This window comes from Kluyvera sp. NPDC087067, from assembly GCF_044745165.1.
Taxonomy (GTDB): Bacteria; Pseudomonadota; Gammaproteobacteria; order Enterobacterales; family Enterobacteriaceae; genus Kluyvera.
The window spans coordinates 185365-209226 of the sequence record NZ_JBIUZS010000001.1 but is presented as its reverse complement, the minus strand read 5'-3'; the positions used below and the strand labels follow the sequence as shown (position 1 = coordinate 209226).

The 23862-nt window shown below is 53.5% G+C and carries 17 protein-coding genes; 5 read left to right on the top strand and 12 right to left on the bottom strand.

All coding sequences use genetic code 11. The annotated features are described in order from the left end of the window. Positions 1-52: 52 nt before the first annotated feature. A complete protein-coding gene (pepN, locus tag ACIPDS_RS00880) occupies positions 53-2665 on the bottom strand; it encodes an aminopeptidase N (RefSeq protein WP_400731986.1) in 2613 nt (870 codons plus the stop codon). Between the two features lie 264 nt (positions 2666-2929). Between pepN and pncB the strand changes: the two genes are divergently transcribed. From pncB to ACIPDS_RS00860, 4 genes are all read left to right on the top strand, one after another. Continuing rightward, a complete protein-coding gene (pncB, locus tag ACIPDS_RS00875; protein ID WP_400731984.1) occupies positions 2930-4132 on the top strand; it encodes a nicotinate phosphoribosyltransferase in 1203 nt (400 codons plus the stop codon). A gap of 167 nt (positions 4133-4299) precedes the next feature. Continuing rightward, a complete protein-coding gene (gene asnS, locus ACIPDS_RS00870; protein ID WP_166514383.1) occupies positions 4300-5700 on the top strand; it encodes an asparagine--tRNA ligase in 1401 nt (466 codons plus the stop codon). A gap of 608 nt (positions 5701-6308) precedes the next feature. Further along, positions 6309-7421, top strand: a complete 1113-nt coding sequence (locus tag ACIPDS_RS00865; RefSeq protein ID WP_400731982.1) for a porin — start codon at positions 6309-6311, stop codon at positions 7419-7421. A gap of 184 nt (positions 7422-7605) precedes the next feature. Then, positions 7606-8796 (top strand): amino acid aminotransferase, encoded by a 1191-nt coding sequence (locus ACIPDS_RS00860; protein WP_166514384.1) that lies wholly within the window; start codon positions 7606-7608, stop codon positions 8794-8796. A gap of 158 nt (positions 8797-8954) precedes the next feature. Here ACIPDS_RS00860 and ACIPDS_RS00855 read toward each other — a convergent pair whose 3' ends face one another. From ACIPDS_RS00855 to cmoM, 7 genes are all read right to left on the bottom strand, one after another. Beyond that, positions 8955-9602 carry an MBL fold metallo-hydrolase gene (locus tag ACIPDS_RS00855; RefSeq protein WP_400731980.1) on the bottom strand — a complete coding sequence of 216 codons (648 nt, stop codon included), beginning with the start codon at positions 9600-9602 and terminating at the stop codon, positions 8955-8957. Between the two features lie 154 nt (positions 9603-9756). Beyond that, positions 9757-10308 carry a YcbK family protein gene (locus ACIPDS_RS00850; protein ID WP_166514386.1) on the bottom strand — a complete coding sequence of 184 codons (552 nt, stop codon included), beginning with the start codon at positions 10306-10308 and terminating at the stop codon, positions 9757-9759. Between the two features lie 184 nt (positions 10309-10492). After that, on the bottom strand, positions 10493-12271 hold the full coding sequence (gene ldtD / locus ACIPDS_RS00845; RefSeq protein ID WP_400731977.1) for a L,D-transpeptidase: 1779 nt from the start codon (positions 12269-12271) through the stop codon (positions 10493-10495). A gap of 217 nt (positions 12272-12488) precedes the next feature. Then, positions 12489-16937: a chromosome partition protein MukB gene (gene mukB / locus ACIPDS_RS00840; protein ID WP_166514389.1), complete on the bottom strand. Its 4449-nt coding sequence runs from the start codon at positions 16935-16937 to the stop codon at positions 12489-12491. Further along, on the bottom strand, positions 16937-17641 hold the full coding sequence (mukE, locus tag ACIPDS_RS00835; RefSeq protein ID WP_400731975.1) for a chromosome partition protein MukE: 705 nt from the start codon (positions 17639-17641) through the stop codon (positions 16937-16939). The genes mukB and mukE overlap by 1 nt, the downstream gene beginning before the upstream one ends. Next, a complete protein-coding gene (gene mukF, locus ACIPDS_RS00830) occupies positions 17622-18944 on the bottom strand; it encodes a chromosome partition protein MukF (protein WP_062777540.1) in 1323 nt (440 codons plus the stop codon). Before mukF ends, mukE begins: the two co-directional genes overlap by 20 nt. Next, entirely contained in the window at positions 18937-19731 is a 795-nt protein-coding gene (gene cmoM / locus ACIPDS_RS00825; RefSeq protein ID WP_400731973.1) for a tRNA uridine 5-oxyacetic acid(34) methyltransferase CmoM, read from the bottom strand. Before cmoM ends, mukF begins: the two co-directional genes overlap by 8 nt. Before the next feature lie 123 nt (positions 19732-19854). Between cmoM and elyC the strand changes: the two genes are divergently transcribed. Then, positions 19855-20634, top strand: a complete 780-nt coding sequence (elyC, locus tag ACIPDS_RS00820) for an envelope biogenesis factor ElyC (protein WP_400731971.1) — start codon at positions 19855-19857, stop codon at positions 20632-20634. Here elyC and ACIPDS_RS00815 read toward each other — a convergent pair. The 4 genes from ACIPDS_RS00815 to ACIPDS_RS00800 form a co-directional block, all read right to left on the bottom strand. After that, positions 20611-21504, bottom strand: coding sequence for a YcbJ family phosphotransferase (locus ACIPDS_RS00815; protein ID WP_166514393.1), 894 nt, complete (start codon positions 21502-21504; stop codon positions 20611-20613). The two genes, elyC and ACIPDS_RS00815, sit on opposite strands and share 24 nt — an antisense overlap. Positions 21505-21645: 141 nt before the next feature. Then, a complete protein-coding gene (kdsB, locus tag ACIPDS_RS00810) occupies positions 21646-22392 on the bottom strand; it encodes a 3-deoxy-manno-octulosonate cytidylyltransferase (RefSeq protein WP_400731970.1) in 747 nt (248 codons plus the stop codon). Beyond that, a complete protein-coding gene (gene ycaR, locus ACIPDS_RS00805) occupies positions 22389-22571 on the bottom strand; it encodes a protein YcaR (protein WP_166514395.1) in 183 nt (60 codons plus the stop codon). The genes kdsB and ycaR overlap by 4 nt, the downstream gene beginning before the upstream one ends. Positions 22572-22622: 51 nt before the next feature. Beyond that, complete coding sequence (locus ACIPDS_RS00800; protein WP_400731969.1) at positions 22623-23855, bottom strand: winged helix-turn-helix domain-containing protein; 1233 nt, start codon at positions 23853-23855, stop codon at positions 22623-22625. Positions 23856-23862: the final 7 nt, after the last annotated feature.

Below are 23862 nucleotides of genomic sequence, written 5' to 3'. Positions count from 1 at the left end.
GGCTCCGAGCCTCCCGGCGTCGGCGCTAACGCCTCGGCCGGGCTACCAGTGCTTAGGCTAACGCCTTCGCAATCTTCTCGTACAGATCGCCGGACAGATTTTCCAGACCTTTCAATTGCTCAAGCGCCGCACGCATCAGCGCCTGACGTTTTGCGTCATAGCGTTTTAAGCGGATCAGCGGCTCAATCAGACGTGATGCAACCTGTGGGTTACGGCTGTTAAGCTCGGTGAGCATTTCCACCAGGAACTGGTAGCCGCTACCATCTTGGGCATGGAACGCCGCTGGATTACTGCCGGCAAACGCACCAATCAGAGAACGGATACGGTTCGGGTTGTTCATGCTGAATGAACGGTGGGTCAGCAGCTTACGCACTTTTTCCAGAACATCGTCCGCCGGACTTGTGGCTTGCAGGATGAACCATTTATCCATGACCAGACCATCGTGATGCCACTTGTCATCATACTCTTGCATCAGCGCGTCACGGCATGGCAATTCTGCGGCCACGGCCGCAGACAGCGCCGCCAGCACATCGGTCATGTTATCCGCTTCATGATACTGTTTGCTAACCAGTTTATCGGCCAGCTCACGGTCGCCAAACGCCAGATAACGCAGGCAGGTATTACGCAGCGAGCGTTTCGCGATGTCATCATGCTCAACACGGTAGCTGTCGAGTTTGTTGGCGTTGTAAATCGCTAAACATTCATCGGCAAGCTCGGTCGCCAGCGTGCGGGTCAGCGCTTCGCGTACCGCCGCAATCGCGATAGGATCGATAATCTCGAACAGTTCAGCCACTTCGCTTGCCGATGGCAGCGTCAGGATCTCTGCCGCCAGCGCCGGGTCGATCTTCTCATCTAACAAAATAGCCCGGAAAGCATCCGCCACGTGAATCGGCAGAGACAGCGGTTGCCCCTGCTGGTGACGAGCCACGTTGAGCTTGATGTAGGTTGCCAGCAGACTCTGCGCGGCATCCCAGCGTGAGAAATCGTTGCGCGCATGACGCATCAGGAACGTCAGTTGTTGATCGCTCCATTTATATTCCAGTTTCACCGGCGCTGAGAATTCACGCAGCAACGAAGGCACGGGCTGGAAGTAGACGTTATCAAAGACAAACGTCTGTTCGGCCTGGGTGACATTGAGCACATGGTGCACCGGATGGCCGTCTTTTTGCAGCGGGATCACCTTGCCTTCGTTATCGTACAGCTCGATATCAAAAGGAATGTGCAGCGGGTATTTCTCGTCCTGCTCCGCCGTTGCTGGCGTACGCTGACGAATAGTTAAGGTGTACTGCTCGGTTTCCGGGTTGTAGTCGTCCTGTACGCTCACAATCGGCGTACCGGCCTGGCTGTACCAGCGGCGGAAATGGGACAGATCCACGTTCGACGCGTCTTCCATCGCCTGGACGAAATCGTCGCAGGTGGCGGCGCTGCCGTCATGACGTTCGAAATAAAGCTGCATTCCTTTCTGGAAATTAGCTTCGCCCAGCAACGTGTGCAGCATACGGATCACTTCCGCACCCTTCTCGTAAACCGTCAGGGTATAGAAGTTATTCATCTCGATAACTTTATCTGGACGAATCGGATGCGCCATCGGGCTTGCGTCTTCAGCAAATTGCAGGCCACGCATGGTACGTACATTGCTGATACGATTGACAGCGCGTGAACCTAAATCAGAGCTGAACTCCTGATCGCGGAACACCGTCAGGCCCTCTTTTAAGCTCAGCTGGAACCAGTCGCGGCAGGTCACGCGGTTACCGGTCCAGTTATGGAAATATTCGTGACCGATCACGCGTTCAATATCGAGATAGTCTTTGTCGGTGGCGGTATCAGTACGCGCCAGCACGTATTTGGAGTTAAAGACGTTAAGCCCTTTGTTCTCCATCGCGCCCATATTAAAGAAGTCAACGGCGACAATCATATAGATGTCGAGGTCGTATTCGAGGCCAAAACGCTCTTCATCCCACTTCATGGAATTTTTCAGCGAGGTCATCGCCCACGGCGCGCGATCCAGGTTACCGCGGTCGACAAACAGTTCCAGCGCCACTTCACGCCCGGAGCGGGTTTTGAAGGTATCGCGCAGCACGTCGAAATCGCCGGCCACCAGCGCAAACAGATAGCACGGTTTTGGGAATGGATCCTGCCACTGCACCCAGTGACGGCCATTATCCAGCTCACCTTCGGCAATACGGTTACCATTGGAAAGCAGGAAAGGATATTTGCTTTTATCTGCGGTGATTTTGGTGGTAAAGCGCGCCAGCACATCCGGGCGGTCGAGATACCAGGTGATGTGACGGAAACCTTCCGCTTCGCACTGGGTACACAGCGCTTCACCAGATTGATACAGCCCTTCTAACGCCGTATTCGACGCAGGGCTAATTTCGTTCACAATCTTGAGCGTAAAACGCTCCGGCAGGCCAGAAATGACCAGGTGGCTATCTTCTTCTTTATAGTCGGTCCACGGTTGTCCGTTAACATGAAGGGAGATAAGCGTTAAATCTTCACCATTCAGACGGAGCGGCACATCAGACGCTGCGTGGCGGGAAACCTGGCTTTCCGCTGTCACGACGGTTTTTGCGGCATCCAGGTCAAAGGCCAGGTCAATATCACTAATCAGGTAGTCCGGCGCACGGTAGTCGTGGCGGTACTTGGCTTGGGGCTGTTGTGTCATAAAAAACCTTTAGCATCTTATGTAAATGTCAGCTCCAGTCTATTCCTGTTGTGTTATTCACGCTATGCAGAATCTTCATCTTTTCCAGTCAAATAGGTAAAAATGATACATTTACGCAACATGACGCACAAAAGCACAAGTGGCTCTTCGTGCCAAATGTTGTGATCGGGGTTCAATAAATTGTTAAACAGGGTATACTCCAGCGATTCTCCCTCTGTTGTTTAATGTACTAAACGCTCCTGTGAGAGGATGCTATTGCGCACCATGACACAATTCGCTTCCCCTGTTCTGCATTCATTGCTGGATACAGACGCCTACAAGCTGCATATGCAGCAGGCCGTTTTCCACCACTACTATGATGTTAATGTGGCGGCCGAATTTCGCTGCCGTGGTGACGATCTGCTAGGCATTTATGCTGACGCCATCCGCGAACAAGTCGACGCTATGCGTTCACTCACCTTGCGCGATGATGAATACCAGTGGCTATCCGGTTTACCGTTCTTCAAGCAAGACTATCTCGATTGGCTGCGCGACTTCCGCTATGACCCGCAGCAGGTTACCGTCACTAACGACAACGGCAAACTCAATATCCGTCTTGAAGGCCCGTGGCGTGAAGTGATCATGTGGGAAGTTCCGTTGCTGGCGGTGATAAGCGAGCTGGTTCATCGCTATCGCTCACCGGAATGCGGTGTGCCTGAGGCGCTTGAAATGCTGGAGCATAAGCTTGTCGACTTCAATCAGATGACCGCTGACCTCGATATGTCGGCTTTCAGGCTGATGGACTTTGGCACGCGCCGCCGCTTTTCTCGCGAGGTTCAGGAGGCCATCGTCAGCCGTCTGCAGCAGGAATCCTGGTTTACCGGCACCAGTAACTATGACCTGGCGCGCCGACTGACGTTGACGCCAATGGGTACTCAGGCGCACGAGTGGTTCCAGGCGCATCAGCAAATCAGCCCTGACCTTGCCACCAGCCAGCGTGCGGCGCTTGCGGCCTGGCTTATGGAATATCCTGACAAGCTCGGTATTGCGCTCACCGACTGTATCACCATGGATGCTTTCCTGCGTGACTTCGGCCCAGAGTTTGCTAACCGCTATCAAGGTTTACGCCATGACTCGGGCGACCCGGTTGAGTGGGGCGAGAAAGCCATTAGCCATTATCAGAAACTGGGAATCGACCCGCTGACCAAGGTGCTGGTGTTCTCCGATAATCTCGACCTGACTAAAGCCGTCGAACTGTATCGTCACTTTTCCTCACGGGTGAATCTCAGTTTCGGTATTGGTACGCGCCTGACCTGCGATATTCCGCAGGTAAAACCGCTGAATATTGTCATTAAACTGGTGGAGTGTAATGGCAAACCGGTGGCGAAACTCTCCGACAGTCCGGGTAAAACCATCTGTCACGATAAAGCGTTTGTACGCGCTTTACGCAAAGCCTTCGATCTCCCGCAGATCAAAAAGGCCAGTTAATCACCAAAGGGAGCCGTCAGGCTCCCTTCTTCTTTATTTATTTCCGAAAACATCCCTTCCCTGTGCGAATTCTGCTTGTCTGATGGAAGATGACAGGTAACATAGATATCCCCCCGTAGTGTTGGGGTAAACGATTTTTTTATTGGACTACGAATAGAGAGACTATTATGAGCGTTGTGCCTGTAGCCGACGTACTCCAGGGCCGCGTAGCCGTTGACAGCGAAGTCACCGTGCGCGGCTGGGTACGTACCCGCCGAGATTCAAAAGCTGGCTTTTCCTTCCTGGCCGTCTATGACGGTTCCTGCTTTGATCCTGTACAGGCCGTTATTAATAATTCTCTGCCCAATTACAATCAGGAAGTGCTGCGTCTGACCACTGGCTGTTCCGTTATTGTCACCGGTAAGATTGTCGCCTCTAAAGGTGAAGGTCAGAGTTTTGAAATTCAGGCCACCCACGTTGAAGTGACCGGCTGGGTCGAAGATCCAGATACCTATCCGATGGCGGCAAAACGCCACAGTATTGAGTATCTGCGTGAAGTTGCCCACATGCGTCCGCGTACCAACCTGATTGGTGCGGTTGCCCGCGTGCGTCATACGCTGGCACAGGCGCTGCATCGTTTCTTCGACGAACAGGGCTTCTTCTGGGTTTCTACCCCTCTGATTACGGCTTCAGATACTGAAGGTGCGGGTGAAATGTTCCGCGTTTCCACGCTGGACATGGAAAACCTGCCGCGTAACGATCAGGGTAAAGTGGATTACGACAAAGACTTCTTCGGTAAAGAAGCCTTCCTGACCGTATCCGGCCAGTTGAACGGCGAGACCTATGCCTGCGCACTGTCCAAAATCTATACCTTCGGCCCAACCTTCCGCGCTGAAAACTCCAATACCAGCCGTCACCTGGCTGAATTCTGGATGCTGGAGCCGGAAGTCGCATTTGCCGATCTGGAAGATAACGCCAAACTGGCGGAAGCCATGTTGAAGTATGTCTTTAAAGCCGTTCTGACCGAACGCGCTGACGACATGAAATTCTTCGCAGAACGTGTCGATAAAGACGCGATTGACCGTCTGGAACGTTTCGTTACCGCTGATTTTGCCCAGGTTGACTACACCGACGCGGTGACCATTCTGGAAAACTGCGGCAAGACCTTCGAAAACCCAGTGTATTGGGGCGTTGACCTCTCTTCCGAACACGAACGCTACCTGGCAGAAGAACACTTCAAAGCGCCGGTCGTCGTCAAAAACTACCCGAAAGAGATCAAAGCTTTCTATATGCGTCTGAACGATGACGGTAAAACCGTTGCCGCAATGGACGTTCTGGCACCGGGCATTGGCGAAATCATCGGTGGTTCTCAGCGTGAAGAGCGTCTGGACGTACTGGATGCGCGTATGGCTGAAATGGGTCTCAACAAAGAAGACTACTGGTGGTATCGCGACCTGCGCCGCTACGGCACCGTGCCACACTCTGGTTTCGGTTTGGGCTTCGAACGTCTGATCGCTTATGTCACTGGCGTACAAAACGTTCGTGACGTGATTGCGTTCCCAAGAACGCCGCGTAACGCAGCTTTCTGATTTAGTTATGTTGTCAAGGCCAGCCATCGTGCTGGCCTTTTTTTAATCCACTATGTAAAGAAATCTTTATTAAGTTTAACAAACTTAAGCATCAACCCCTTACCCTCCCTGCTGTGTTACAGACTATTTCATCGCCACATTTCTGTACAAAAAACAACCTTTCGTAGGTTGCATCTCAGAATTCACTTACGCCTTAGCATATTTTTCAACCGATTGAACGGCAATCCAGACGGCTAAAAAATGTCATATGTAAAACTTAACTCCTCCGCCCAGTGCGATAAGAAAAAGCATTATGCGAATAAAAGATAAGAAATTCATATTGATAGATAAAGAGCCGCTCAAATATTCCGCGTACACATCAGAATTTTGAGTTAGTTCACAAAGTTCCTTAAAATTAATAAATTCTTACACATTATTTCTTTTGCTTACTAATTCTTGAGGTTTGTAGCATTTTCAGGCTAGCGAAAGAATGTTTTGAATGGAAAGATGCCTCTCAGACACATAAAGACACCAAACTCTCATCAATAGTTCCGTAAATATTTATTGACGGAAGTAATTGTCGAAAGTCGAGAGTGTCTATAAAAAAAACCTAATGAGGGTAATAAATAATGATGAAGCGTAATATCCTGGCAGTGGTTATCCCTGCTCTGCTGGTAGCGGGTGCAGCGAACGCGGCCGAGATCTACAACAAAGATGGCAACAAGCTGGACCTGTACGGTAAAGTCAATGCCGAGCGTGATTTCGTCACCAGTGGCGACACCAAGAACTCCGACAGCACCTATGCACAGCTCGGTTTCAAAGGTGAGACTCAGATCAATGACCAGCTGGTTGGTTTTGGTCAGTGGGAATATCGCTTCATGGCAAACGGCCCGGAAGGCACCGCTGCGACTAACAAAAACCGTCTGGCCTTTGCGGGTCTGAAAGCCGGTGATGCAGGTAGCATCAGCTACGGTCGTAACTACGGTATTGCTTACGACGTCGCGTCTTACACCGATATGGCGCCATCCTTCTCAGGCATGACCTGGGGCGGTAACTACGTTGATAACTTCATGACCAGCCGTAGCACCGGTCTGTTAACTTACCGTAACAGCGACTTCTTCGGTCTGGTTGACGGCCTGAACATGGGCGTCCAGTACCAGGCGAAGAACGATCGTGGTAACGGTGATAACGTTTATACCTCTAACGGTGATGGCGTTGGTTACTCTCTGGGTTACGACTTTGCTGAAGGCTTCGGTGTGATTGCCACCTACAGCAACTCTAACCGTACCGTGAATCAGAAAGCGGACAACCAGGGTAACAAAGCGGAAGTCTGGGGTGTTGGCGGTAAGTACGACGCAAACAACATCTACCTGGCAGCCACCTATGCTGAAACCCGTAACACCACCCGTACCGGTAGCGACGGTGACGCTGGTTTCGCTAAGAAAACTCAGAACTTAGAATTGGTTGCTCAGTATCAGTTCGACTTCGGCCTGCGCCCAGCTATCTCTTACGTGCAGACCAAAGGTAAGGATCTGCCAGCATCTGGTGCCTTCGCAGGCGGCGATGCGGACCTGGCGAAATTCATCCAGGTTGGCGCAACTTACTACTTCAACAAAAACTTCAACATCGCAGCTGACTACTACATCAACCTGCTGGACAAAGATGACACCTACACCCGTGAAGTGGGCGGCATCAACGGCAACGATGACATGATGGCTCTGATGGCAACTTACCAGTTCTAATCAGCAGACCCTCGCTGCTATATGCCTAAAAAGCAGGACTTCGGTCCTGCTTTTTTACGTTCCTAAGATGAAGATCGTAACTTTTGAAAACCATCGCGCTTTTCATCTCTAATGGTTGGCATTTTGTAAATCTACCGTTAACCTGATAGCGGATCTCCCCCGAACTTAAAAATGGAACCTCGTCATGTTTGAGAACATTACCGCCGCCCCTGCCGACCCTATTCTTGGCCTGGCCGATCTGTTTCGCGCCGACGAACGCCCGAGCAAAATCAATCTCGGGATTGGTGTGTATAAAGATGAAACCGGTAAGACGCCGGTTCTGACCAGTGTAAAGAAAGCTGAACAGTATCTACTGGAAAATGAAACCACCAAAAACTACCTCGGTATTGATGGTATTCCTGAATTTGGTCGCTGCACGCAGGAACTGCTGTTTGGTAAAGGCAGCGCTATCGTCAACGATAAACGCGCGCGTACCGCACAAACCCCTGGTGGCACTGGCGCACTGCGCGTCGCGGCGGATTTTCTCGCTAAAAACACCGACGTAAAACGTATCTGGGTGAGCAATCCAAGCTGGCCTAACCATAAAAGCGTGTTTGGCGCAGCCGGTCTTGAAGTGCGTGAGTACAACTATTACAGCGCTGAGAAACACGCGCTCGATTTCGACGCTCTGCTGGCAAGTCTGAATGAAGCCGTAGCGGGCGACGTGGTTCTGTTCCACGGTTGCTGTCATAACCCAACCGGTATTGATCCAACGCTTGAGCAGTGGCAACAGCTGGCTGCCCTGTCGATTGAGAAAGGTTGGCTGCCGCTGTTTGACTTCGCCTACCAGGGATTTGCCCGTGGGCTGGAAGAAGACGCTGAAGGCCTGCGCGCGTTTGCCGCCGTGCACAAAGAGCTGATTGTCGCCAGCTCCTACTCGAAGAACTTTGGCCTTTATAATGAACGCGTCGGTGCCTGCACCCTGGTCGCTGCCGATGCCGAAAATGCCGATCGTGCTTTCAGCCAGATGAAAGCCGTTATCCGCGCCAACTACTCGAACCCACCGGCACACGGTGCTTCGGTTGTGGCGACTATTCTTAGCAACGACGCTCTGCGCGCAATCTGGGAGCAAGAGCTGACCGATATGCGCCAGCGCATTCAGCGTATGCGTCTGCTGTTTGTGAATACGTTGCAGGAGAAAGGTGCGGGCCGTGACTTTAGCTTCATCACCAAACAGAACGGAATGTTCTCGTTCAGCGGTCTGACTAAAGAGCAGGTGCTGCGTCTGCGTGAAGAGTTTGGCGTGTATGCGGTCGCATCCGGGCGTATTAACGTTGCTGGCATGACGCCGGACAACATGGCGCCGCTGTGCGAAGCTATCGTCGCTGTGCTGTAACACCGTAATGTCTGATGGCGCTCAGCTTTCAGGCCTACATTTCGGTAGCCCGGACGAGGTGCGATAGCACCGACTCCGGGAGTGCTCTGGTAGCGCTGCGCTTGCCGGGTGACTTGAGCATAAAAGTAAAAAGGCCGCTTTCGCGGCCTTTTGTATTTTTACCAGACGGGTAATTCATCCTGCAAAAACGGGTTATTCAAACGCTCGAAACCGAGCGTCGACATCGGCCCGTGTCCCGGGAGAAATTTCACATCATCACCCAGCGGCAATAGTTTATGTTTGATAGCATCAATCAGCTGCGCATGGTCGCCGCGCGGGAAATCACTGCGCCCTACGCCGCCTTTAAACAACACGTCACCAGAAATCAGTAAACGCGCCGCCTCGTCAAAGAACACCACGTGCCCCGGCGTATGCCCAGGACAGTGAAGCACCTGTAGCTTAACGTTACCGACGCTCACCGTGTCGCCTTCGCTCAGCCAACGATCCGGCACCAGCGGCTCGCACTCATCCAGACCAAACATCCGGCTTTGTGCAGGCAATCCCTGCAACCAGAATTCATCTTCTTTATCCGGCCCAATAATAGGCACACCATAGTGCTGCGCCAGTTCTGCCGACGCTCCCACATGATCAAGATGACCATGGGTCAGCAAAATTTGCTGTAACGTCACGCCAGCATCTGCTACCTGCTGTTTGATGGTTTCGGCATCACCGCCCGGGTCGACCAGCGCCGCCAGTTTAGTTTGCTCACACCAGATCAACGAACAGTTTTGCGCGAAAGCGGTAACCGGAATAATGCGATAATTCATGTTGCTCCTGTTTATACTCGTTGGCTGCTTGGTTCACCCGAATAATTGAAAATCGGGATTCACTTTCTTGCCGCCTTTCTACAGCTCGAAATCCATAGAGTATATACTTGTCACCGCCGAGACTCATCAATGATGTTAAACGGTGAGTATGACATTACCAGTGCCGTACTGGCCCGGTATCAATATGCACAAAGTTGCTGCGTGGATAATATCCTACTCCACCCGCTCCCATTGCTAATGCAGCTTTGCGAATATTGCTTAAAGCAACACCTTCAATATGGAAATCCATTGCCTGCCCTTTCGTGTGGTAGCTTTTCTTAGCTACACCACGGCTGTGCGCACGCAGCTCATTATTGGTATCAAGCGAGCGATATCCAGAAATCAATTGTACCGGTTTATTGGTGCCTAATAATCCCTGAAGGCGATAGAGCTGATCAAACAAAGAAGGATCGATGCTCTTTATTTTATTCGCGCGATAGTCACGGAAAAAATGGTTCAGTTTTGCTAATTCATCCTGAATATAGCCTCGGCCGTCAAAAAACTCGGCTTTTATCAACTCACCGGTGTGCAGATTGCTCAGCGTTAAAATACGCGGGCGTGGGGTCGAGAGGGTAGCAAACGCAGGTGTCGGTAAGATGGCCGCTGCGCCCAGCGCAACACCACCTAACGCCAGCAGTTTGCGGCGATTAGCGTCAAATTTGTCCATGATAATCAGGTCTACAGTCAGTAAATGTGGTCGGAATATATGCACTTCTGGCGCACGTTAAGCACCTTACCGGGCATCAAAGCCAGCGTCAAGGCGGCCTGCAGCGCAGATCTGCCAGCCCTGGACGTTCGAGGCTGGCATCTTCGCGTTTTATTCGACCACTACATTACCTGAACTACTTCATTTATCTGATCAATTGTTCCGCTTTTGGCAAAATCTGTGCACCGGATCGCGCAGTGGCATCATAATTGTAAATATCTGTGCGATATTGTGTCTGTCCATCAGCGCCAATGAATGCGGTCAAATAATAGAGATTAACCGGAATATTCTGCCGGATATTCACATAGCGCGTATTGCCTTCTTTCAGCGCCGCAGAAATGCGTGCGTCATTCCAGCCAGCATCCTGTAACAGCATATTTGCCAAATCCGAGGCTTTATTTACCCGCACACAGCCGGAACTTAACGCTCGCGCATCTTTCTGGAACAGATTATGGTTCGGCGTATCGTGCAGATAAATCGCATCCGAACTCGGCATATTAAACTTATAACGCCCTAAGGAGTTATGAGCGCCCGGCGATTGCTGGAAACGGAAAGGTAAATTCGATGCCGTGATCGTAGACCAGTCAACCTGCCATGGATCGATGGCCTCTTTACTGTTCCAGCCGCGCATCAACGTGTAGTTATGGCGTTCAAGGTAGCCCGGGTCATTACGCAGCTTCGGCAGGATATCGTTACGCGCAAGCGTTGGTGGCACGTTCCACGGCGGATTCACCACCACGTTATTCAGCGCGCTACTCATCATCGGCGTTTTACGATCGGGACGACCCACAATCACTCGCGATGCCAGCGCTTCATTACCATTGAGATAATAAACCAGCGAGTAGGCCGGAATATTCACCATGATGCCGGTAGAGACTTTGCCAGGCAGCAGTCGCAGACGCTGAATATTCAGCGCCAGAACCCCCGCGCGCTCGGCGGAAGAGACGTTGAGCCAGTCTCGGGTAGACGGGCCAATAACCCCATCCCCGCCTAGCCCTTGCGACGTCTGGAAACGCTTAACCGCTTCCACCAGCGTGCGATCGTAGACCTCGCTTTTGGCGTTGCTTTTAGCCTGACCGATATTGTCGCCCGGCAGCGCAATCGCAGGGCCATTATCCAGCACACCGTTACGCTGTAAAATTTCGCGCAGCGCTGGCACATCATTACTCCACTGCCCCGGACGTAATGAGGTTTTGCCGGTCAGCTTAGGCCACGGTCGCGAATCGCCGGTCAGCGCCAGCAGCGCTTGATGCATGGCAACGTACTGCGGGTGCTGCGGCGCTAAAGCGCTAATAAATTGTGTCAGGCCACCGTTATCCAGCGCGAGTTGCCACTGGTTAATCACCGACAGCGGTGGCGTGCCCAGCGTGTACGGCTTGCTGCTGTATAACCAGCGGTTGCCCTGTACCGGAATACCGCTAATGAAGTGGAGATAGCCCATTAGCGCATCCGACAGCACCACATCGCGGGCCATACCGGTGACGCCCGGGTCGGTGAGCAGTTCAACCCACTGCGTAAACTGCGGCTGGAAACCGGCGATGGCCACCTCGGCCAGCTGCTGCTGGAAGGCGTGAACCGCCTCGTGGTTATCCCACATCGGTTTCATCTCTCTGGCAGCGTACAACGTTACCAGAGGGTTCATGTAGACGGGTTTATACCCTACAGGCAGGAGGGCCTGGATCTCCGCGCGGCTTTTCGCCGCCGCGCCATCAGGTAAGGGTTGACTGCCTTCCAGATTAGCCATTGCAGAAGATTGCGTGCCCGGTTGCTCGAGGGCTGGCGAGACTTCGGCAGGCAATGCGCTGCTATCAGAAGGAACCAGCTCAGGCTCATCCGCAAACGCGGTACACAGTGGAGCAAACGCCATTGCCAGGCACAAACTCACGGCCGACAATCGACGACGATTTTCATTTTTCAGCAACATCCCTTGCCCCCTGTTAAATATACGAAGACCCGTAACATGGGCTTATCTTCAGTATATAAAGACAAAAATATTTTTGCCCGACGAAATGTAAAGAAGTCTAAAGATAATAACGTGATATGGCCTAAAAGCGGATAACAAAAAAGGCGACATTGCTGTCGCCTTGAGTTCTTTTTAGGACTTATCCTGCCGGACGCGCCCTACTACACCGGGATGAGTGCTACGAAGCGTCTGCCGTTCCGGGCAGAGTTTCCGGGAGCTGGGCGGCAAAACCGCGCAGACCCACGACGTGCACGTGTTCATGGTTATTGACCACTTTACGCACCAGTTTGTAGGTTGTCCCTTTCTCCGGGCTGATGTTTTCCGGCGCCGCGATAATTAACTGCATGTCCAGACGGTCGCACAGTTCGAACAGCGTGGCAATGGAACGGGCATCCAGACGGGCGGCTTCATCCAGGAACAGCAAGCGGCATGGCGACAGGTCTTTGCCGCGCAAGCGACGCGCTTCATCTTCCCAGCTTTGTACCACCATCACCAGAATCGACATCCCGGTACCGATAGCTTCACCGGTTGACAACGCACCGGATTCAGCGCGCAGCCAGCCGTCAGATCCGCGGTTAACCTCAACTTCCATTTCCAGATAGCTGCGGTAATCAAGCAGTTCTTCACCAATAGTCTGCGGCGTACGCTGTCCCATATCAATCTGCGGATTCAGGCGCTGATACAGCTTCGCCAGCGCTTCCGAGAAGGTCAGGCGATTGCTGTTAAACAGATCCTGATGCTGTTCATGCTGTTCAGAGAGCACGGTCAGCAGCATAGAGTGAGTTTCCCGCACGTTGACGTTCAGACGTACGCTGTTCACCTGGCCGAAGGAGACGCTCTGCAAGCCCTGGTTCAGCTGGCGAATACGGTTCTGTTCACGCTGAATCGTTTTGCGAATGATATTCGCGACGCTGCGGGAACTTATCGCCAGCTTCTGCTCGCGGCTAGTCAGCTCTTCGGTCAGACGGCTCAGTTCAATTTCCATCTGCTCGATAGCTTCAACCGGATCGTCGGTGCGAATAATATCCTGACGGATACGTTCGCGCAGATGCTGATAAACCGCGACAAAGAACTGAATTTTACGTTCTGGACGTTTCGGATCTTCCGACATACGCAGAACATCGCGCAGATGCTCGTTGTCCGCGACTGCCAGGCGCAATGCCCCTAACGCTTTATCCGACATAGAACGCAGATCGTCGGCGCTGAGATAAGCCAGTTCACGACGGTGCAGACGGCGTTCGACGTTGTTATCTTTCACCAGACGCATGACCGCACACCATCCGGCTTTGGCGCTCACGACCTGTTCACGCATTTCCAGATAATCACGTTCAAGTTTGCGAAGTTTACGGGTCAGGTTATCCATCTCCGCTTCGCAGAAGGTCAGCGCTTTTTCCAGCTGGTTACGACGCGCGCGGTTATTGCTCAACTGCGCATGCAGTTCGTCACGACGGGTACGCGCACGTTCTTCAGCACCCGCATCGGCGCGAACGCCAATATCTTTGAGCTCTTTATGCAGATCGTTGAGCAGCTCTTTTTTGGTGTCGTAAGAGCTTTTCAGTGAGGCCAGCACCTGGCTGTATTGGCTGACCTGGGCTGCATGAGTACGCATGGCGTCACGAGCACGGCTACGTTCGGCTTCCGCTTGTGCCAGACGCTGACGCAGCTTCTCGTTCAGATCGCTGTTGCCTGAAAGCATATCGGCAGAGTCAGAGTAGCCAAAGTGAGCGCGACGCTGCACCACTTCCGTCAGGGCAAAGGCCTGCTGACGCGCTTCTCGTTGTACCTGTTGCGACCAGGCGAAATCTTCTTTCAACTGCTCAAACTGCTCAGGATCGCTTTGCAGAACCGAGACGATAGGTTCAAGCTTCGCCAGCTGATTACCATACTGCTGGATAAAGCGCGCGGCTTCCTGAGCTTCATCCAGACGTTCCTGAATTTCATCAACACGATCGGCCAGCGTTTCATCCGCCAGCAGGCTCAGGCGTGGCAGCAGACGGTTCAGTTGGGCTACGCCCTCTTTCGCCTGTTCAAACTGCGCCTGTTGCTGCTGGTTGTCGCTTTCATGGCTACTGAGCGCACGCTCAAGCTCGGTGCGACGGGTGTTCAGCTTGCGAATTTCTGCTTCTGGATCGTCATCAAAGGCGACCGACAGATGGCTACCAATAAAGCGGCTGAATGCCTGGTGCAGACGCTGGGTTTTCTGCACGTCAAATGACAGCGTAGCGAAACGTTCGGAAAGGCCTTCACGCTCGGCGTGCAGGCTTTCAATACGACTTTCACGCGCTGCGCGGCCAAACAGCGGCACCGACGGGAAGCGAGAATAACGCCACTGACGGTCGGCAATTTTCACCACCACCGCTTTTTCCAGTTCATCGACGCTAAATACGCTGTCATCGAAGGACTGCGGATCCCCTTCAATCAGATAGAGGTCTTCCGGGCAATCTTCCAGACCTTCCAGATACTCGGCAATCTGCGAGAGATCCGGTACGACGATCGCGTGACGCGACGGGCCATATAGCGCGGAGAAGTACGGCGCGTCTTCAAGGCTAACGTCGTCATAAATTTCTGACAGCAGCACGCCGCCAAAACGTTCCGCCAGCGCGTTAAGACGCTGATCTTCAGAACCGCCCGGCTGGCTTAAACGTTCAATTTCGTCGTCAACGGCACGTTTGCGCGCGCCGACTTCATCACGCTCAACGATAGCTTCGCGTTCACGCTCCAGCAGCTGTTGCAGGTATTCGGTAACGTCCTGGCTTGACTCAAACTGCTCGCCGCTCTGTTCGCAAAGCTGGCTCAAACTGTTTTGCGCAGCAAGCCAGACCGGTGCGCGGTGCATCAGCGCTGAGATACGCGATTGCAGCTGTTCTTGTTCCTGACGCAGCGCCATGCGCTGTTCGCGGGCGTCGGTAACACAGTCGCTTAGCGCCGCGATTCGTGCTTCAAGCTCGTGATGCAGCGCTTCCAGGTCGTCAATATCGTACTGTTTGCCCTGACGCTTACAGAAATCTGCCAACAGGCGTTCAGCTTCCTGCTGTTCACGCAGACGCTGTTCCAGCTCATTCAAACGGCTGCGCAGCGGTTGCGCCTGTTCCGCCAGATGGCGCTGGTTGACGCCGTCGCGCAGCAGTTCACGGGCGATGTCCCAGGCTTCGTTACGCGCCAGCGGGCCATTGATGGCTTCCACCAGTTTGAACGCCTGTTCAAACTGGCTGTGAGCGGTTTGCGACACGCTCATTTTCTGCTCAAGCGTCAGCAGTTTTTCGGTCGCTTCCTGTTCTTTCGCCTGGAACGTTTCCAGCCATTCATCGGCGCTTTCCGGGGTTAAATCCGGCAGATGGCAAAGCTCTTTGGCGCGTTGCAGGGCTTGCAACGCCTGGGTGTACTGAATGGCGCGCGTTTGCTGCACGTCCAGCGCCTGCTGGTAGTCCGCCAGCTGGCTTTTCAGTTCATCCACTTCAAGCTCGGCGGCTTCGGCGCGAGCTTCATTTTCTTCCTGCTGTTCAGCGGCTTCCGCCACGACTTCATTTTGTTCTTCCAGACGAATTTGTAACTCGTCTAAATCCGCTTCGTAGCGTTCAATTTTTTCTTGCTGACGCAGCGCTGTCTGCACCAGGTTCAGATGATCGCTGGCAGCCTGGTGATCGGCCTCCAGATCCCCTTCCGCACCGTTATGCTCGTTCAGTTCACGCGCCATTTCTACGTGCTTAAACTGCTCAGCGGCAAGCTGCGAGCGCGAAGTGAACAGGTCACGTCGATACTCCAGCACTTTGTCCAGATGCACCCGACGCTCATTGGCGTGGCGCATATAGTCTGCCGCAACGTAGTCGGTCGCTTCAGAGATCAGGTGCTTGAACAGATCGCGGTCGGACTGGGTAACGCGAATCGCCTCAAGCGTCATACGGTTTTCGCGCAGCGCCGCTTCCATGTCCTGGAAGGCTTTACGTACGCCGCTGTTTTCCGGCAGCAGGTAATCACGCAGCGAGCGGGTGATCGCGCTGGAGATACCGCCGTACAGCGAGGCCTCAATCAGACGATAGTATTTGCTACGATCGGAGGCGGAACGCAGACGACGCGCTACGATCCCCAAATCGAACATCAAAGAGTGGTAGTCAGTAATCGAGTTGAACTGCTTGAACTGCACGCCTTCAATGGTGTCGAGCTTATCTTTTAGCTCCTGCAACGTTAAGACGCGCGCCTGGCGTTCGTTTAACGTTTCGGTCAAGAGCTGAGTCGGCTGATATGACGTTGGCAGGCCCTGAATGGCGAACGGTTTGATGTCGACTTTACGATCGCGTCCGGCGATCTGTTGCAGACGTACACCGACGACTACGCGCTGATTGCGTGAGTTCATCACGTCCAGCACCGAGTAACACACCCCCGCCTTCAGCTTACCGTGCAGACCTTTATCGCGTGAACCGCTGGTTGCCCCTGCTTCCGTGGTGTTACGGAAGTGCAGCAGCGTTAAGTCGGGAATTAGCGCCGTGACGAAAGCCGCCATGGTCGTCGATTTACCCGCACCGTTACCGCCTGAAAGCGTCGTGACCAGTTCATCCAGGTCAAAGGTACGGGCAAAGAACCCGTTCCAGTTAATCAGCGTAAGCGATCGAAATTTACCGCGCTCAATCATTATTCTTCCTCCCCGCTATCTGGCTGATTTTCGTCGTTCTCGTCATTGAGCAACAGATGGTTTTCGATAGGCATCGCTTCACCATCGCGGATCATGCGCAGCTGCGCTTCGCGCGCGTCATCACCCGAGCGCACATCCGCGCCAAAGCGGAAGACCGATTCGGTGATGCGGAATTTGCTGCTGTCATGGCCCATAAACCACACCATTCCCAGACGGCGCAGACGGTTGAGCGAGGAGCGGACTTTCTCTTGCAGTTTCTGACGATCGAGGTCAGAACCGGTAGAACGGTTGTTAACAAGCTTCAGCAGCTTGGTTTCATCAGCCAGAGATAACAGCTCATCGTACAGCTCTTGCTGGGTGAAGATGCCTTCATTGGCCAGACGCTCCGGGCTTAAATAGAGGTAGCAAAGAATTTTGCCGACCATCATATCCAGCTCAGAAAGCACCGAGCGCGGAATCAGCGTGGTGGAACGCGGGCGCAGGTAGAAGAATCCTTCCGGCGCGCGAATCAGCTCCACGTTGTAACGGGCGTAAAACTCTTCCAGGTACTCCTGGAAATCCATTAAAAAGGCGTGATTATCCAGCTCATCCAGACCAATGTGGCGGCCAGCACGCAGTGCGCTATCCAGCGCGGGAAAAAGAGGGTTGGCCAGGGCCTGTGCCAGTTTAACCGGCATCACTTGTTCAATATTTGTCGATGACATGCGCCTGTACCTTGGCTCCGTAATCATTAATCGACTGCCAGATTGCTGGCAGTCCGGTGAAATCTGCGTTTGCTACGCCCAAACGTACCGCCTGGTCTACGACCACACGCGCAACGTCGAAATGACGCGCCCGTGGATATTGTGCCAGGTACTCTTTCACCACCAGACCGAGGTCCAGCGGCAGCTGTTTGGTTTTATAGATGGCTAACTGTTCTTCAATTAGCGCGGCAAGCTGTTCGCGGATTTCGTTAAATTCTTCATATTCCAGATCCGGCGGAAGTTCCCCGGTAACCTCTTCGTCGCGCAGCGTCATCTCTTCATCACGCATATCCAGCAAACGGTCGGCGCTGGCATAGGTCAACGCCCATGGCGCATCGAAGTAATTCTGCACTGACTGACGCAGACGCTGAGCGAAAACGCGGTTTTTATCCATATCGATAGCGGTACGGATAAATTTATGCACGTGGCGGTCATAGCCAATCCACAGGTCAATCGCCTGCTGGCCCCAGCTCACAATGCGGTCAAGCTTACTTTGCAGATCGAAAACCAGGCGGTCAACAAAGTGCAAATCGTTATGGCTTAAGGTGGCGTCCTGAATACGCAGGAGGTTCGCCTGCAGTTTATCCCCCGCCGCATCCAGCGTATCCTGCAATTCACGCAGCGTGCCGGAGGTTTCGGACAACAGCAGTTCACAGCTGGAAATCGCTGCGCGCCAGTCTTTATTGAGCAACTGGGCAATATCGTCTTTCACCGACTGCTGCTGCTCATCCATAATGCGCTGCGTCAAATCGATGCTATCAAAAATTTCCGCTACCGAGTATTTGAGCGGTGCGTAAACGTTGCGGTGCCAGTGGAATTCATCGCCACCTTCATCCGCCGAATCAGCCGCTCGTTTGAGTTCACCTGCCACAATGGAGAGCTGCATCGACAGACGCAGCGTGGAGAACTCGCGCTGACGAATATAGTAGTCGGTGATGCCAATCCCTAATGGCGTCAGACGATAGATTGAGTTCCCTTCCGTGACTTCGCTGGTAAAGCGGTTCAGCAGACGTTGGCGCACCAGGTCGTTAATCGCGTTGTTGGCGCGCGTGCCGATGGTCTCACTGGTTTGCTCAAACGCATCACTGACGTGACGGAACGCATCCACCAGCTCGCCTTCCGTCATTTCACCTTCCAGTCGCTCACCGTTGAGCGTTGCTACCGCCAGCAAAAATGAGAGCCTGTCGACGGGTAGCGAGATGGCAAAATCATTTTTCCTGGCCCAGGCAACCAGTTCGGGGACTGTCTGGGAAAATTCACTCATCGTTTATCCTTGTTTCTGTCTGCGGCTTGCGCGCGGTGACATGAATATAGCGCCCCATGCTAATATACGGCTCCTGGCGGCAATAGCGTGTTTCCAGCTCCAGCAGGGCGTCAAAACAGTTCTTTTGCATCTGCTTATCGCGCAAATAGTCATGAAACACTCGCACGCCGGTTTTCCCGTTTATTTGCCAGCCACTCTCTTCCAGCCAGCGATAGACCTGTTGCGGATCGCGCGGGTAGTTCGGTGACAGCGTACGTCTTTTCTTTTTCGGCATGCCCAGCATCACGTAATCGAAGTTGCCGACCACCATGTTATGCATCAGCAGGCCGTTTGCATTGTAGAACATCAACGACAATGCGCCGCCCGGACGAAGTACCGTCCACAGCGTCTTTAAGACAGCCTGGGGCTCAGCCACCCATTCCAGCACCGCGTGAAACAATATCAGATCAACCGGGCTTTCCAAATGTTCGTCAACGTCCTGGACGGCGCAATGTATGAAATGCATGTTGTCGCTCACACCTTTCTCGGCTGCCGCCTGACTTGCGCGCGCGATCATTTCCGCGGAAAGATCGCATAACGTCACATGATGACCACGCTGGGCCATTTTTATCGCCGTCTGGCCTTCACCACCACCCGCATCCAGGACACGCAGCGGCCGGGAGCCCATTGTCGCCAATAGCGCATCCAGATCCTGCCACAGAATAGCCTGGCGCAGCTGACCTTTCGTGGTGCCATAAATATTGCGCGAAAACTTGTCTGCCATGTCATCGAAATTGCGATCCTGCACAGGACTTTCCTACTTCACCGCCACAAAGGGTCTATTTTGTCACACCCACGGCGAGAATGAAGCTATCTGGTGTAATATCCCTGCATTCATACGGTCAGATGGTTAAAAAAGGTACTCTACAGAATGCTTTTTATGCTGAAAAAGTATATCGGCGGTTTGATGCTGCCGCTTCCTCTTCTTCTTTTGCTGATTGGATTGGGAATTGTCCTGGTTTGGTTTACGCGTTTTCAAAAAACGGGAAAAACGGCAATTACCGCCGGTTGGCTACTGTTGCTTCTGCTAAGCCTGCAACCGGTCGCCGACAGTTTGCTTAAACCGATTGAGGACAAATACCCCACCTGGCGCAACGAAAAGTCGGTGCAGTACATTGTGGTGCTGGGCGGCGGCTATACCTGGAACCCGGAATGGGCGCCGAGCTCGAATCTGATTAACAACAGTTTACCGCGTCTGGCCGAGGGAATTCGTCTGTGGCAGGCTAATCCGGGATCGAAAATGATCTTCACCGGTGCGCGGGCGATAACCAATCCGGTGAGTACCGCAGAGAGTGGCGCGCGCGTCGCCGAAAGCCTGGGCGTTCCGCGTAGTGACATCATCGTGCTGGATACCCCGAAGGACACAGAAGAAGAAGCCAGCGCGGTGAAAGCCGCTATTGGTGATACGCCGTTCCTGCTGGTCACCTCCGCATCACACCTGCCGCGTGCCATGATCTTTTTTGAGCACGCCGGGTTACACCCGCTTCCTGCGCCAGCCAATCAGCTCGCCATTACTTCCCCGCTCAATCCGTGGGAGCGCCTCATCCCTTCACCGGTCTGGCTGATGCACAGTGACCGGGTCGGTTACGAGACGCTAGGGCGTATCTGGCAGTGGTTAAAAGGTGATTCAGGAAAGCCAGGGGAGCAGTGATTTGGCCGCCAAATCAAAGTTATCCCGGTTAAATTTACCGGTATTCACCAGCCGCTCAACCTCGTCCCACAGCAGGTAGAGCCAGCGCCGCCAGAGGAAGGCCTCAGCCACCGGTGCGCGCTGGAGGTAGTGCCACAGCAGCTGTTCCGCCTGCCCGCTTTCATGCAGGCGGAACAGGTCATATTCTCTTGGCGCCCACAGTATCGGCCCCGGGCCAACCATCGCCAGTAGCTGATCGCTGCGCGAATCTTTCAGCATACTGCGCAGCGTCAAATGGCCGTGCACCAGTACGCAGTTATCGCTAAACCCGTCAAAGAGCGTATCCAGGCGTTCACGGGTGCGAAACAGCAGCCGTTTGTCCTGCATCGTTAACCCCGTATTGTGATAGAGGCTAAGCGTCTCCCACAGCACTTCAAGCCGCTGGCGATACCAATTCGGCCAGCTATTTTCCTGGGTGCCATCGACAAAACCGACGCTTCCCGAGCTGTCTATTCTGTGCCACGCCAGCATCGCTTCAACAATTTGGTCTTTGAGGGCATCCCAGCGCTGCGGGTTGCGGGTGGGTGCTTCGACAGGAACGCCACGAAGGCGCTCAAGCAGCAGAACATCCGGCCCGGGATGTTCCTCGTGGGTCATGACGCCGTAAACCACCGGCATACGCACGGTGCCGCTGCGCGCCAGCATTGAGATTTTCCAGGCTAACTGCCGGGCTATACCGGGCGAGGAGAAGCTCCGGGCCAGTAACGGCATCGGGTTTCCTTCGGCATCATACAACGACCACAGCGCGGTATCCGTCTGCTCGTTAATACACTCCACGCGGCTGAGTGGTTCACCCAAAAGATGGCTAAGTTCTACACGTAGCTGTTCCATGTCAGATTACCCCTATAAAAGCCACTGCTTTCATAATGAGCATATGGAGTGGGAATTTCACCAGACAAGATCAAAATTGCAACAGAAAACCAGGAAATAGTGCCGCGAGAGACGCCTCCTTGCGATAAGGAGGCGAGAGGATTACTGCATTTGCGCGCGAACGCGATTCAAATCTTCGAGCGTATCCACGCCCGTACCCGGAACTTCTTTCGCCACGGCGACGTGAATTTTTTCGCCATACCACAGCACGCGTAGCTGCTCGAGCATCTCAATGTGCTCCAGCGGGCTTGGCGCCCAGTTAACGTAGCGGCGGATAAAACCGGCACGATAACCATAAATACCGATGTGGCGAAGCAAGGTGTCACCAATCTCTTCGCGGGTTTTCGCGAAACGGTCGCGATCCCAGGGGATCGTCGCGCGGGAGAAATAGAGCGCATAGCCGTCTTTGTCCATCACCACTTTCACGGCATTCGGATTAAAGGCTTCTTCCGCATCGTGGATTGGCACCGCGAGAGTGGCCATTCCAGAATGGCTAGCGGCTAAGTTTTCTGCCACCTGGCGGATGATAACCGCCGGGATCATCGGCTCATCGCCCTGCACGTTAACGATAACGGTGTCGTCGTTGAATCCGCACTTCTCAACCACTTCTGCCAGACGTTCGGTGCCGGACTGATGATCGGCACGCGTCATGCAAACTTCACCACCGGCCGCTTCAACAACGTTCGCCACGTCAGGATGGTCGGTTGCCACGATAATGCGCTCAGCGCCAGATTCACGCGCGCGTTCCAGCACGTGTACAATCATCGGCTTGCCGTTGATGTCCTGTAAAGGTTTCCCCGGCAGGCGCGTAGAGGCAAAACGCGCGGGAATGATGACAACGAAACTCATGGTCGGTTCTCTTCGGCAGCGAGTACGCGGGCTTCGGTTTCCAGCAAAACGGGAATTCCGTCACGCAGGGGAAACGCCAGATTATCAATTTTGCAAATCAGTTCTTGCTTGTCCTGGCTGTAGTAAAGTTTACCGTTGCAAACCGGGCAGGCAATAATTTCAAGTAGACGGTGATCCATGGTTCCTCCTGATGGGCCGTATCGAAAACCAGTGCAGCATATCATAGAGCGCTAACGGTCGGCGTCAATCTCCCAACCGTGACGTTGTTGAATAAAGAGTTTTTCAGCCACCTGCCCCAATTTGATACGACTCGCCCCCTGCCATCGGGCAAAGTCATTAATGGCCTGAATCAATCCGCTTTCAAGATGCTGAGTTATCCTCACGCCATCTTCCAGATACAGCGAGAAAATCTCCAGCACGCCGTCACGACGATGCATTTTGCTGTCCATTCGTCCGACGATTTCGCCACGGTGCAACAGCGGCAAAACAAAATAGCCGTACTGACGTTTAGGTGCAGGCGTATAGCATTCAAGCCGGTAAGTAAAATCGAATAGCTGCTCGGCACGCTTACGGTCCCAGACGACCGGATCGAACGGTGACAGCACCGCGCTATGCGTCGCCTTGAGTTTGCCCGCTAATGCCAGATTGAGCTGGGGATATAAACTCGCATGTACCCACATCTCACCGAGACTTTCGACGTTTACCGCGAGTATCACTCCGGCTTCTTGCCAGCGTGACATCAGGGCCGCTAAATCAGGCTGTCGTAAACGATAATAGTCCGCTAACCACTGGGGACGAAAAATCCCTAAGCTACGCGCGCTGTTTTCCAGCATCACCTCTTCAGCCTGCGCCTGCGTTAACGCATCGGTTTTATCATCCCAGTGCGGCATCACGCGCTCGGTGAGATCGTAAACCCGCTGGAAGTTTCGCCGCGCCACCACCATCACCTCCCCGGCGGTAAACAGCCCTTCGAGATGACGTTTGTGCGGTTTCCATTCCCACCAGCCGCTTTCCCCCTTACGAGGATGGCTAAAATCGGCGGAGCGTACGGGCCCTTTTTCCGCGATATGCGCCTTCAACGCAGCAATATCTTCGGCGTATTCATCCATCCAGCCTTGATGATATTTCCAGCCCATTTTATGGGGGGCAAGCATGCGATGACGCACAAGCGGAAAATCGCTGCGCGGCAGGAAGCAGGCTTCATGGGCCCAGTACTCCATGAGTTCGCCGCGAGAAAGCGCATCGTCCAGCCATGAAGGCGGATAAGCGCCGAGTCGACTAAAAAGCACCAGATAAGGGCTGCGGGCCACCACGTTGATGGTATCAATTTGCAGCAAAGACATGCGCTGAATAGTCGGGAGGATATCTGCCGCTTTCGGTTTGCGGCGTGGGCGGTGCAGAAGGCCCTGCGCCGCGAGGTGAAGATGGCGTGCGGCGCGGAGGGTAAGTTGCCGTTCAGTCATGCCGGTT